The sequence below is a fragment of the Paenibacillus sp. DMB5 genome (assembly GCF_001517085.1).
GTDB lineage: Bacteria > Bacillota > Bacilli > Paenibacillales > Paenibacillaceae > Paenibacillus_AQ.
The window spans coordinates 89,093-101,478 of sequence record NZ_LRAC01000087.1 but is presented as its reverse complement, the minus strand read 5'-3'; the positions used below and the strand labels follow the sequence as shown (position 1 = coordinate 101,478).

Sequence of the window (12,386 nt, the reverse complement as noted above, 5' to 3'; positions counted from 1 at the left end):
ACCTATAATGGAGAAAATAACGGAGTAAGGCGGTGAGAGGATATGCTTGAAAACGGCTTATTATATGAGCAGGGATATAGCGTTAACATTAACACGCCAGGCGATCCGCTTTTTTATTATTTTGACTACGATGAACGTTCGCACAATATCAATATGGAGTTCCAGCATGAGCATGATTTTTATGAGATTCATATTCTGATGGATTCCCGGGCCACCCACGTCATTGACGGTAAAATCCACGCTCTGCGCAAGTACGACATCGTCCTGCTCCGTCCTTATCTGCTGCATATGACCCAGTATCCGGAAGGCCCTCCGCATAAGCGGCTGATCATCAACTTCGCCATACCTGCCGGCATACCCGGTTTGGAGAACGCTTACAAAAACATGCTGCTTCCCTTTTCGGAAGAGGTGCCGATCTACCGGCTGACGGGTGAGCCGCGCAGTACCGTATTCGATCCGCTTAACGCCATTTTCACCCTGTCACACAGTGATTCTCCGCTGAACCCGGTACTGGTTCATACACTGTTCCAGCAGTTTTTGTGCGCCTTATGCCAGCAGCAGGATAAGAACAGCTATGTGCTGGAGGAAGCCGGTAGTAGCGCAGCGCAGAAAATATACTCCATCACCGCCTACATTAACAGCAATTACAGCAGCGAGCTGTCGCTGGATTCTATTGCTACGGAGTTCTACACCAGTCCTTATTATTTATCGCATCAGTTCAAAAGAGTTACCGGCTCCACTCTGACCGAGTACATCCAGACCACCCGGGTCCGCAAAGCCCAGCATCTGCTGATCCATAGCCGTCTCAAAATATCCGGCATTGCCGAGCAGTGCGGATTCACCAGCTTCTCGCAGTTCAACCGGATCTTCAACAAGCTGGCCGGCATGTCGCCGTCTGCCTTCCGCAAGCAGCAGCAGGCGGCACCGGGAGCCGGCTCGGCCTTGTTGTCCTATTGATGGGAGAGTGAAGCTAAGCGACGGCTAGGTGGCGAGGGCTGTTGTGGGGCTGGCATATGCGCCTGCTGGGCGGGCGCGGCTGTTTCGAGGTGACGCATGCTGATTGGGCGGGGCAGCTCCGGGCTGACGTAGGCTAGTTAGACGGGCTCGGCTCCGGGCTGACTATGGACCAGCTGGATGGCAGCGACTAACTATTTCTACGCTGCCTGATGCGGAGGCTGGGGAGTTCGGCTGTCCGCTCCACACACCCCGCCCTTTCTGCGCTAACGGACTCAGATGACGTTAATTAAGCCAAAGTCGCTTTTGGGACATGCTAACGGACTCCAGTAACCTTATCTACCAATTCTAGCCTCAGCAACCGCAGTTTGAGGGTAAATAAAATCATTACGGTCCGTTAGCCGAGCGGAAGGTGCTTTTCCGGGAAAATAAGACCTCTGGTGTCCGTTAGCCCAAGTTTCAGCTACCACCAGCTCGCGACACTCAGCACTAGCACTCGGCAGTCCACACTCCAAACTCCGAACCCTGTAACCTAAACTATGTACCGACACCACAGCCTCACTCGCCATGCATCCAAACCGATATAATGAAAAAAGCTTCCGCACTGCCCAAGGGCAATTCGGAAGCTTCTTTGCTGTTATGCGGTCGAGAGGACTCGAACCTCCACGGTATTGCTACCACACGGACCTGAACCGTGCGCGTCTGCCAATTCCGCCACGACCGCAAATCATTTATCGCGGCACAAGAATGAATATACCATGGATTTCAGAATCGCGCAAGCTATTTTTTAAATTTCATAAAAAAACTCCAATGCTTCTTCCTGCGGCCTGCTATATATTGAGAGTGAGGTGATGAATATGAATAGACCGTATGTAACAGTAACCAGCCCAAATCTGCTTGCCGGCATGCTGAAGGAGCTGGATGAACGGCTGCCCGGTTTTACTGCCCTGGAGGGAGTCTGCGGAATAACCCTGAACGGCGGATGCTCACGGGGATATGCCGATGAGTTATCGGAGATTGATCTGGTTTTTTATCTGGAGGCAAGGCAGTATGCACTGTGGACCGGCGGGTGTTCCCCGCTGCCGCTCGGCATAACCAGAATTGGCGGCTACCTCTATGATATCAAGGCTGTAAGCCTGGAAGAAGAGCTGGAGAAGATTTGGGACAGTACAGCCCTGTGGGATCTGTCCTATGCAGGGATACTGCATGATCCCGAGGGGCATATCGCCGGACTCATCCGCACGAAGCTGGCCGAACGTCCGGGGCGGCTGCAGGCTGAAGGCGTGATGTTCAACTGCTGGTGGCATTACCGGCTGGCCGGCGATATCTGGCTGCACCGGGGAGACACCGTGCAGGGGCATGCCATGCTGAATACAGCAGCCGCTCAGCTAATCGAAGCCTTATTCACCGCCAACGGTGAGTATGTGCCGCATCCGAAATGGCTGTTTCATCTGAGCCGCACACTTCCGTGGACACCGGCAGGCTGGGGAACAGGCCTGATGCGGATTATGGATACCGGTGACTTTTCTCCGGAAAGCCTGAAGAACCGGCAGGCGGCCATAGACCATTACTGGCACGAAATCGATACTTATCTCATCAGTCTGGAATGTCCGGGATATCCGCTTAATGTGATGCACAAAACCTTTTATGATCTGCTGAAGCTCCTGCTGTCACATGACACCCTCCCTGTAGAAGATTGGACGGTCAGGGCGGGCATGTCTCTGCTGTCGGCAGAGCCTTTTATCCGTTTTACCTCGGTTGCCGGAGACCGGATCACAGTGGATAAACTCAAATTCTTCTCTATTTCCCCCGGCGAGCTGTATCCCTGGCATGCCTCTATCCTTAATCAGCTTCAAGGCGAGCTGAAGTCCACCTAGCGGTCAACCGGCAGTTGATTTTCTGCGGCGCTCCCCCTGCTCTAATCGCTGTTCATTACACCGGATGGAATTATAATGGAAGTACGACGTCGAATTTGAATCCGGGAGAAAAAATAATGATCAATAGTGAACAGGTCGGCAGACGAATCGCCATACTGCGGAGAGAAAAACAGCTGTCCCAGGAGCAGCTGGCTGAACAGCTGCATGTCAGCGCCCAGGCCGTATCCAAATGGGAGACCGGCAGATCCCTGCCTGACACCTCTACCCTTCCGCTCCTTTCTGCTGTTCTGGGGCATTCCATTGACAGCCTTCTGCTGCCGCAGGAGCTTGCTGTGCTCTCCGCCGTCTATACCGACGGTAATGAACAGCAGAACGTCACTCATTGGGTAAACCAGCTCATAACCGGAAATACGCTCACATTAAGTCTCGGTGACCAGTTTTTCCAGGGATTACTGCACAGTGACCGGGCTAAGCTGCTCCTTGTCAAATACGGGACCCCCTCCGGGATTTATTTAACGTTTGTACTCAAGGGGCAGCTTTTGCAGATTGATGTACATTCACAAGATTATCCTTTGGGCAAAAGCGGTCTTACCTTTGTTCATGCCGCATACGGCAATGAACGGTCCGGGCGGGATGTATTGCAAAAGATGAAGCACTATGCTTATTTTGAATGGACGCAATTTACTGTCGATCAGGAGCTTTTTCCAAGCACAATGGGACATGAGGGCAGTGAATATCTGCTGCTCGTCTATCTGAATGCGGACGGGATTCATGCAGTAAGCTGCGCCGAGGGGGAACGGATTCATTACACCCCTGACCGGTCCCGGCTGTTTGCAGCGGAATCAGGCCGCCGGCATCGCATTATCGAAAAGGTAAACCAGCTCGGCTTCGGCAGAGGAATGGACTGCTCATGGGCGGGGGCGCTCTACACCTCCTTGTCTGTCATGGGAATCGAAACCAGCTACGAAGCAGTGATGGGCGTTTCCGGGGCTTGCTGGAGAGCCGCTTTTGCCCCGGTATGGGATTATAGCGCAGCCGACGCCCTCGCCGCCTATGACTTTACCACGCCAGTCATCCAGGCATACGGCCTCAAAGCCAGCTGGGCAAACCGGCTGACATCCGAGGAACGGAAACAGGAAAAGCTCACCATCATGGAGAGCCTCCATCATCAGCGCCTGCCGGTGGCCCTAAACCTGAGGGTAGCTCCCGAGTGGGGAGTCATTACCGGCTATCTAGATAACGGAAACACGCTGCTGTGCCGCAGCTATTTCGATGAGGAGACCTTTACGGAGCTGAAGGATGATCCCGAGTTTCAGGAGGCCATGAAGAGCAGCAAGGGTTATCTGTACGTAGACCACTGGCCGTATAAGCTGCTCTATCTGGAAAGGCATGGTGATATTCCGCAAGCACTGGACAGCCTGTACGCTTCACTCCGGATCAAGCTCGAGGCGATGCAGACGAACGATCAGCCGGGCTATCATACGGGATATAAGGCGCTGGCTTCCTGGCAGGAAGGCCTGCTTGATGAGGAGTGGTATACAGCTGCAGATGCCAGAACCTTCATTCGCCGGTATAGTGTCAATCATTTCTGCATGATGGCGCTGGCTGATGCCCGGAGAAGTGCAGCCGTCTATCTGAAGGCCTCACTGGGTCTGATGCAGCACCCCTCAGCATCTGCGCTTATGAGCGAGATGGCCGCCGATTATGAACAGATGGATACACTGCTCAGCTCTTATTACAACAATATGCCTTTGCCGGCCGTCCTTGAAGCGCAGGCCTCCCCTAAGCAGCTCTGGAACCGGGAGAGCCGCAGGCGGCAGGCAGAGCTGCTGCAAACAATCGCCGGGCTTGACCAGCGCGGCGATGAGCTGGCAGCAGCGATACTGGAGCAGGCCCAGTTACAGTAGGCTGCTGCTAATGGTTAAAGGAGCGGTACTGGGCCTAATGGTCTTGGCCCGTCCGCCCACTTTCGGCGAAATGAGAGGCATTTTTGCCTCTCATTTCATCTATCCGCCTGCTTTCGGCGGATTCAGAGGCATTTTTGCCTCTCATTTCATCTATCCGCCCACTTTCGGCGGAATCAGAGGCATTTTTGCCTCTCATTTCGTCCATCCGCCGTTCCAGCACCCGGAAGCCAACAACAAAAAGCCGCCCAGACAGGCGGCTTCATTCTTCATTTCATATATCCGTTCTTACTCCGAGCCGGCCTTCTTCACCGGCCGCAGCACGGCGTAGCCGTAACCCTCCGGAAAATGGCGCTGGTAATCCTGCTTCACTTCCTCGTCCCAGACGTAGCCCATCTGTGAAGGATCATAATTCCAGGCCACTTCCTCCACTGTGCGCATTACCGCCCCGTTATCCTGAAGGTAATCAAACGGCGGATGAAAAAAGACCAGGTACTCCGAAGCCGGGATGTCCCGGCACTCCATTCCCTCCGGAATCTCCCCGGTATAATCAGCCGGCACCGGGATTCCGTACAGATAGCCCTTGTGCCCGTTCACGTAGAACCATCCGGCCGTCTGGCCCAGCTGCCCCTCCAGCGTATGATGGGACATGCTCTCCAGTGTTCCTGACACCTCGTCACAGTTATGACCGTTGTTCCAAAATCCGCCGTAGTTGACCGAATCCGGGTCCCAGATCCCGATAAATTTATGGGCCGGTATGAACTCCAGCTTAATCTCCGCTGCCTGCAGATGAACCTCCCGCATTTTTTCCCGCTCCTTCATCAAGTAGTGATAAGGGGAGAATACCTCGGCACGAATGGCCAGCGGAATGGGGCTGCGGGCTGTACGGTACGCTCCGGGCGTCAGCTTAAAAGCCTTCACAAACGCCCGCGAGAACGCCTCCTGCGATGAAAATCCGTACTTTACGGCTATATCCAGAATACGGTCATCCGTATCGCGGAGCTCCAGGGCGGCACGGCTGATCCGCCGCAGCCGGATATAGTCCCGCACCGTCATTCCGGTCAGGGCATGAAACTGCCTGGTGCAGTAGTACGGCGAGTAGCCAAGCTGCTCTGACATCCGCAGCAGGGTTGGCGCGTCCGTAAGATCACCGTCAATCCAGTCAATCATCCGCTGGACCATCTCATTCCATTCGTACATTGAAGCCTCTCTCCTTTCACTATGGATCATAGCAAAAAAGGAAATTGCCGATTTGATCTCATTTGCAGTGCCCTACAGTAGGTTTACGGAGGACTCCCTTGTGGAGGCAGCAGAGGCATAGCCTGAAATAAACTCCTTCAAAGCCGAAGCAGGCAGCGGTCTGCTGATGAAATAACCCTGAAGCTGATCGCTTCCAAGAGCACGCAGCAGGTCAAACTGCTCTCTCAGCTCCACCCCTTCGGAAACGACCCGCAGGCCAAGATTGTGGCTGAGTTCAATGATTGCGCGGACGAGTGTATCGTCGGAAGCCCCCGGCTGAATGCCGGAAACAAAAGACCGGTCAATCTTGATAAGATCTACCGGGAAGGTCCGCAGATAGCTCAGTGACGAGAAGCCTGTGCCAAAGTCGTCAAGCGAGATGCAAAATCCCATGCTGCGAAGATTTATGAGCGAGGAGATAATGTCCTCGTCCGACATCAGCACCGTCTCTGTGATTTCCAGCTCCAGACTATCCGCCGTAAGCCCGTTGTCTGCCAGCGCCTCCGTCAGCTGCTCCGGCAGACCGGGCTGCATGAGCTGCACCCCCGAGATATTGACAGCGGCCTTTAGCCGGATGCCTTGGTCCCGGAAGCTGCGGAGGTCCGCACAGACCTTGCGGAGCACCCAGTTACCGATACCGGAAATGGAGCCGCCGGCTTCCGCCAGCGGAATGAACTCGGCAGGTGACACCGGCCCGAATGTCGGACTTGTCCAGCGCAGCAGCGCTTCAACCTTGACGACATCAAGATTTGATGCCGAGAGAATCGGCTGGTAATGCAGCTCCAGCTCGCCATTATCCACAGCGGAAAGAAGCTGTCTGCCGATTACCTTTTTGCGGCTGAAGGCCTCTTCAAGCTTCTCCGAATAACGGCAGATGTTGTTCCGTCCGTTCTCCTTGACCTGAAACATCGCCAGGTCGGCAGCCTTGACAAGAAGCTCAGCGTCCTCTCCGTTCTGCGGATAGATGCTGACCCCGATACTTGCCGTGCTATGAAACAACTGGCCGTTCAGTGTGTGCGGTTCAGCCAGCGCCCGCTGAATTGTAGAAATCCGGGCCTGAATATCCTCCACACCGGAAAAACGGGAGAGGAGAATGGTAAATTCATCCCCGCCGAGCCGGGACACCAGATCATCCGGCCCGACAGCGCCGGTGAGACGGTCCGCGATCTGTTTGAGGACTGCATCCCCGAAGTCATGCCCCCAGGTGTCGTTGACCGCCTTGAAATGGTCGAGGTCGATGAACAGCAGCACAATCTGCAGGCCCTGCCGGTCGGCTCTGCGGATGGTCCGGTTTAGCGTCTGAAAAAAAAGGGCGCGGTTCGGCAGCTGGGTCAACGGGTCGACCATAGCCTGCCGGTGCAGCTCTTCCTGCGCGGTTTCAAGCGAGGAAATCATCCGGTTGAACTCCCCCTCTACCTCACTCAGTTCATCCTGGCCCTTGATGTCGAGGCGGATCGACAGGTCCCGGCTTTTGCCGATAATCCGGATACTGCGGACCAGCGCTGTCATCCGGGACAGAATGGTATGTTTAACGAACAGCAGGCTGAGCAAGCATATACCAAAGGTAGAGATAATGAAGAACAGCGTGAAATTGGCCATCGCATTTTTGCCGATTTCATAAATATGGCGGGGCTGCTCCATGGAAATTACGATTCCCGGATTGCCGAACAGATCGTCGATTACGGCATGACCCGCCAGCCGGTCTCCCGGCAATTGGCTCACCCATATCTTCTGTCCCCTGCTCTCCTTCAGCAGGCTGTCAGAGACTTTCTGCACGGTTATTCCGGACGGGCTCAGCACCCCGATCCGGGCTATTTCCGTATCATCCAGCATCCGGCCGGCCACCGCCATCCCGGCGACGGACCTGTCATGTCGTTGTGAATAACCGGCTGAAAAGTCATCAGCATAGGACCGTTATCGAGGATGACAAGTCCGGTGTAGGAATTCTCCGATTCGGTAAAAATGTCCAGCCTCTCCCGGATATCCCCAAAAAGATTGACGATTTCCGGCGTCACAGGTGTTACAGTCTCCTCACTGGAATCATATAAGCCGCTATAGACCAGATTCCCTCTCCCGTTGGTCAATGCCATGAGATCAAACCGGTTGCCCTTAAAGGTCTCCTCGTCATAGTTACTAAGGATGTAAGGGTTCTGCAGATCCTCGAACGTTTGGGAGGAGACATATTCATAAGTCTCGTCCCAAACTGAGTAATTAAGCATCGTCTCGTGCATACCCTGAAGCTCCAGATCGTAGGTCTGGATGATATCCGACATGCGGCCTTCCAGCGCTTCCTGGTCCAGCTCTGTGAACTGGTCGAGAAAAATCTCCTGTGAAGTCAGATAGGTAGAGGCCAAGGTGAGCAGAGAAACGGTTATAATAAACAATGTAATCTTGGTACGCAGCTTCATGATAATCTCCCCGGAAGTCGTATTCTAAACAGCTACGTTAAAATGTCAGAAAGTGATAAGTCCAGTATGTATAATAACACGGCTAACCAAGCAGGTCTGCGCGTCTTCTCATATCCTTAAAGGCTTAACATTCAGGGGTTTTCACTTCGTGTAAACCTGACACTCAACGTAATAGCTCTCCTTATTAATATCGACGATACCGCCAGGATTTCATAGGCTATACCAAAATAAAGCTGAGGAAGACTTGTACCTTACCCTTCCAGATCAAACACCAGCACATTGACCGAGTTAGCCTGCAGATTCAGCACCAGCGGGCCACTGTCCACCGTAATCTGCTGCTCCAGCGGTACGATCCGCTCGTTCAGCTTCTGGTTCACATTAGGCACATGAACCAGCGAAGCATCGCCGCTGAGGGTAATCAGCTTCGCAGTACCGGAAACGTTCAAATCCAGCAGCTTCAGCTCGGTCGCTTTTGCCACATCATCGGGATTAACCAGCTTCACATACACATGCTCTGCGTCTCTGGTTACCGAGTTAAACACCTCGCTGTTGTAAGCCTCCAGCTTATAATCCAGCACCCTGCCGGCCGTCTGCCCGTCTGCGTAAGAACAGAGCAGCCTGCTGCCGTCCGCGCCGCCATAGTTAACCGTAATGGTATAATCGGTATTATCCTCTATCCCCTCATAGCATGCCGCCCGCAGATTGCCGGCCGCTGTGCTGGAGGAATAATCCCCGAGTGTGTATGCCTCCACGCCCTGCTTGAACACCTTCAGGCCCGTGGCATTTCCACCGTAGCCTACAGCATATTCGAGAACATTTTTGTTCTCTGCAGCAATCTCTGTTAATCCCACGCCGACATAGAAGCCGTCCGCGCCCTGTCTCCGGGAGGCCAACACCTCCACGGTATAATCAGACCAGCTGTCGTTAAGGAAATAGAGCCCGCTGCGGCCGCTGCTCTGCCCTTTAAGCACTATGCCTTCGCTGTCCCGCACGAAGGACTCCGCCGAGCCCGGGATAACCTGCCAGCCGGGATGAAGCTCCCCGGTGAAGTCCTGATCCAGCAGCACACTGCCGTCCTTATTCGAGGTAACGGTGACCCGCTTTACCAGGAGATCCGCGCTGCCTGCGGCAATCTCAATCCCGCCATGCGGAACGATTGCAGCCGGTTTGCCTTTGGCATAGGCCGAGAAGGAGGTGGCGAGCACCTTGTTGCCCAGATACTTGGCATACAGCTGCTGCACATAATAGTTGGGCGTGAACCAGACAGTCTCGTCGTCAAACCAGATGCAATCCGGGGTCCAGCGGTAGGTTCCGTCGGTCAGCACTTTGTTGAACAGCGGCGCATAGGCGGCCAGCCGCACAACGTCAGCGTTATTTTCAAACCCGGTCATTATTGCGGCTTCGGCGACTGCACCGGCCAGTGTATTTTTATCCGTGGATGCATATTCCCCGACAAATACCTTGGAGGTTGCCCTCCAGTCTAAGCTTCCGTCCGCCTGATACGCCCGGTGGTAGTAATTGTAACGGTCCGCGTTCTTGAGCAGATATTCATTGGAGCGGTAGTAATGCTCATCGGCAATGGTGTCCATGTAGTCCGGCTGATTCCGGTACCAGGTCACTGTTTCTTCTATAACATTATGGCCGTCGGCAAAAGCCACCTCTGCCGTTCCCTGCAGATTTCCGCTCAGGACTTCCAGCCCTGCTGGTAGGCATCATCATCCGCCTGTGCGCCGACCGTGGAGATAATGTGCAGTTCATACCCTGGATAATGGTGCTCCATATACTCATCAATCGCTGCCTTGAATACTTCAAAGTTGGCAAAAAACTCCGTGCCCCAGTTCTCATTACCGACGCCCAAATAACGCAGGTCGAACGGCTCTTCGTGGCCCATTGTTTTGCGCATCGCAGCCCATTCATTGCTCTCAAAATCAGTGCTGAGCGCAAAGTCGATCAGATCGGTAAAGTTTTTTATAAAATAGTCCCGCAGCGCCCCGCCTGCCGGATGGGCATAGTCCGAACGGGCCTGGCACAGCACACCGCAGGCCATTACCGGAAGCGGGGTTGCATTCAGGTCCTCTGCCAGCTGGAAATACTCCATATAGCCAAGGCCCATAGTCATCATGTAGCCCCAGACGTTAAAATTCTCCTTCCGCAGCTCCACGGCACCGACCGAATCCTTCCAGTCGTAGACATTCTCCCAGATGAAGGAGCCTTCGGAGATACAGCCGCCCGGGAAACGCAGGAATTTAGGATGCATATCGGCGAGCGCCTGCACCAGATCTTTTCTCAGCCGGTAGTTAGGGTTGCCGAGATAATTGGCATGGGCGGTCTGCGAGCCCGCCTCCTCACCTGCTCCCCACACATCGCGCGGCATAAGTGACACCATATCAATAGAGATTTCACCTTTAAAAGCGAGCACAAGCTGACCGAGCACTTTAGACGTACCTGTCAATGTAATTTCCTTCTCCGGCAACACGCCGTATTTCTTCCAATTGTCCCCGCCCTCCACTTTTACAATAGCCTCGTCACTGACAGCCGTACCGTCAGCATCCTGCAGCTGCAGCGTAATCGTCCCGCCGGTCACTGCCTTGGCCCAGATTGTGAAATCGTATTTGGCCCCCTTAACGACTGACATTGCACAGTGTCCGTTCGAATCCGCGAACCCGCGGTTTCGGATCGTTGCTCCGTCCGCCACCGTTACATAAACGGCATTGACCTCCTTATCCTCAATTCCAAAAAAATCATTCAGGCCGCCGTGATGCTGCGGACTCATCAGCTCCGTATCTCCCGACCAGGCAAACAGCGGCTCCCGGTTTCGTCCGGTAGAGCAGCCGCATTCGCCGGAGACCTGCGAGTATGTATCAAAGGCAAAGGACTCAAACGAACGGTTCTGCACCAGCTCGGCATAAATCCCCCCGTCAGCCGCATTGTTAATATCCTCATAGAATAAGCCGTACATCACTTCACTGACATCCAGCACCTCACGGTCCCCGTGTACCGTCAGTGTGTAGGGCGGCAAGTGTGCGGGAAGCACGGAGAGGCTGAAGCTTTTCTCAGCAGAAACAGCGCCCCTGCTCAGCACCGCAGTAAGGGTCAGCGCCTCGGCTCCGCTAATCTGCTGAATGACTCCGTGATCCGATAGCACAGCTGGCTGGCTTGATGTCCAGGCTACCTGTACTTTTCCGCCCATCAGCGACGACGGCAGGGACAAATTGCTGGTTACAATCGAATTCAGGACAGGCAGATACTTGTCCCTGGCCAGCTTCACAATCTCCTGGTCGCTCAGCGACTCGCACATCACCTCAATGACCTCGTCCTCCGACAATCCGGCCTTGTAAATCCGCAGATCCGACAATGCCCCGGCAAAATCAGCATCCACCTCATACTGCGAACGCCCGATAAAATTGCGGCTGTAGTTATCCGGGTCGGCGAAAGTAGCAAACCATCTGCGCAGCTGGGCATAATTGCCGCTTGAAGTCTGGCTGATGGAGCCGTCGGCCGCTGCCTCACCATTGATATAGACCACCGGACCGGCGCTGCTCAGCGTTCCGCCCTGCGTCCCCGTGACAGACAGCGCAAAATGAATCCACTCCCCCGTAGCATAACCACGTCCCGGATCAGCCGACAGGTCGCCTCCCGCCGTCAGCGTACCGCGCAGCCCGCGGGTCAGGAACAGATAGGGTCCGGCTTCGCTTTTGCCGAAATCAAAAATGCGCTCCCAGACATTCGTACCCTTGCTGAAGTTGACCCAGGCAGCCACCGTTAAGCCATTGTTGTCGCTTACATTTGTAAGCAGGCCGGCAGGCAGCTGAATATAGGAAGTGCCGCTGGGTCCTCCTGCGAACCTGGCAGCCGTTCTCCCGCCTATCTCGGTTACCACTGGTACTGTTGTGCCGGATACCGTGCCGTCCTGTCCCTGTCCCGAGCTGTCTTTGCCGGCATTTGCGGCGTCATCGAACTTGTAATGGGCAATAAGCTGATCACGAAAATTTGTCATTATGGAC

The 12,386-nt window shown here is 54.3% G+C and carries 7 protein-coding genes, 1 tRNA gene and 1 pseudogene; 4 read left to right on the top strand and 5 right to left on the bottom strand.

From position 1 onward, the window contains the following. Positions 1 to 42: 42 nt before the first annotated feature. The gene (locus tag AWJ19_RS08640; RefSeq protein ID WP_068722915.1) at positions 43 to 957 is read left to right on the top strand and encodes an AraC family transcriptional regulator; all 915 of its coding nucleotides are present in this window, start codon (positions 43 to 45) and stop codon (positions 955 to 957) included. A gap of 637 nt (positions 958 to 1,594) precedes the next feature. On the opposite strand, the gene AWJ19_RS08635 is transcribed toward AWJ19_RS08640, so the two are convergent. Beyond that, a tRNA-Leu gene (locus AWJ19_RS08635) sits at positions 1,595 to 1,678 on the bottom strand. 133 nt (positions 1,679 to 1,811) lie between these two features. On the opposite strand from AWJ19_RS08635, the gene AWJ19_RS08630 reads away from it, so the two are divergent. The 3 genes from AWJ19_RS08630 (at position 1,812) to AWJ19_RS08620 (ending at position 5,066) form a co-directional block, all read left to right on the top strand. Further along, positions 1,812 to 2,831: a DUF4037 domain-containing protein gene (locus AWJ19_RS08630; RefSeq protein ID WP_068722914.1), complete on the top strand. Its 1,020-nt coding sequence runs from the start codon at positions 1,812 to 1,814 to the stop codon at positions 2,829 to 2,831. Between the two features lie 116 nt (positions 2,832 to 2,947). Continuing rightward, complete coding sequence (locus tag AWJ19_RS08625; protein ID WP_068722913.1) at positions 2,948 to 4,738, top strand: helix-turn-helix transcriptional regulator; 1,791 nt, start codon at positions 2,948 to 2,950, stop codon at positions 4,736 to 4,738. Positions 4,739 to 4,748: 10 nt separating this feature from the next. Further along, positions 4,749 to 5,066: a hypothetical protein gene (locus AWJ19_RS08620; RefSeq protein WP_128083544.1), complete on the top strand. Its 318-nt coding sequence runs from the start codon at positions 4,749 to 4,751 to the stop codon at positions 5,064 to 5,066. Here AWJ19_RS08620 and AWJ19_RS08615 read toward each other — a convergent pair. The 4 genes and pseudogenes from AWJ19_RS08615 to AWJ19_RS08600 form a co-directional block, all read right to left on the bottom strand. Further along, positions 5,024 to 5,935, bottom strand: coding sequence for an AraC family transcriptional regulator (locus AWJ19_RS08615; RefSeq protein ID WP_068722911.1), 912 nt, complete (start codon positions 5,933 to 5,935; stop codon positions 5,024 to 5,026). The two genes, AWJ19_RS08620 and AWJ19_RS08615, sit on opposite strands and share 43 nt — an antisense overlap. A 72-nt stretch (positions 5,936 to 6,007) precedes the next feature. Then, on the bottom strand, positions 6,008 to 7,807 hold the full coding sequence (locus AWJ19_RS08610; RefSeq protein WP_068722910.1) for an EAL domain-containing protein: 1,800 nt from the start codon (positions 7,805 to 7,807) through the stop codon (positions 6,008 to 6,010). Further along, the gene (locus AWJ19_RS08605) at positions 7,786 to 8,382 is read right to left on the bottom strand and encodes a CHASE4 domain-containing protein (protein WP_068722908.1); all 597 of its coding nucleotides are present in this window, start codon (positions 8,380 to 8,382) and stop codon (positions 7,786 to 7,788) included. The genes AWJ19_RS08610 and AWJ19_RS08605 overlap by 22 nt, the downstream gene beginning before the upstream one ends. 251 nt (positions 8,383 to 8,633) lie before the next feature. Further along, positions 8,634 to 12,379: pseudogene (locus AWJ19_RS08600) on the bottom strand (alpha-L-arabinofuranosidase C-terminal domain-containing protein). Positions 12,380 to 12,386: the final 7 nt, after the last annotated feature.

Excerpts from the sequence above, each read along its gene's own strand:
- AWJ19_RS08640 (WP_068722915.1), top strand. The coding sequence starts at position 43 with ATGCTTGAAAACGGCTTATTATATGAGCAGGGATATAGCGTTAACATT.
- AWJ19_RS08630 (WP_068722914.1), top strand. The coding sequence starts at position 1,812 with ATGAATAGACCGTATGTAACAGTAACCAGCCCAAATCTGCTTGCCGGC.
- AWJ19_RS08625 (WP_068722913.1), top strand. The coding sequence starts at position 2,948 with ATGATCAATAGTGAACAGGTCGGCAGACGAATCGCCATACTGCGGAGA.
- AWJ19_RS08620 (WP_128083544.1), top strand. The coding sequence starts at position 4,749 with ATGGTTAAAGGAGCGGTACTGGGCCTAATGGTCTTGGCCCGTCCGCCC.
- AWJ19_RS08615 (WP_068722911.1), bottom strand. The coding sequence starts at position 5,935 with ATGTACGAATGGAATGAGATGGTCCAGCGGATGATTGACTGGATTGAC.
- AWJ19_RS08610 (WP_068722910.1), bottom strand. The coding sequence starts at position 7,807 with ATGCTGGATGATACGGAAATAGCCCGGATCGGGGTGCTGAGCCCGTCC.
- AWJ19_RS08605 (WP_068722908.1), bottom strand. The coding sequence starts at position 8,382 with ATGAAGCTGCGTACCAAGATTACATTGTTTATTATAACCGTTTCTCTG.